Raw genomic sequence first — 223 nt, forward strand, 5'->3', positions numbered from 1 at the left:
TCCGTCGTCGGCAGCGTCAGATGTGGATAAGAGACAGTCCTCAGCTCGAGCTCCGGGTCGTCGACGCCGCCATGGTCGACCTCGACAGCGAGGCCGAGCTCTTCCGCACCGAGCGGCCCTACCCCTGTCTCTTATACACATCTCCGAGCCCACGAGACGGAGCTACATCTGGTGTGGCGGTTTTTTTTTGGAAAGGGGGGGGGGGGGGGGGGGGGGGGGGGGG

1 protein-coding gene is annotated in these 223 nt (G+C 65.5%); it reads left to right on the forward strand.

What is annotated here, in order from left to right; translation table 11 throughout:
* Window positions 1–20 precede the first annotated feature (20 nt).
* On the forward strand, window positions 21–223 hold a 203-nt coding region (locus tag ACR9ZK_RS22870; protein WP_481344210.1), incomplete at its 3' end, for a hypothetical protein.

It is taken from the genome of Monashia sp. HAY1-5C, from assembly GCF_056755255.1.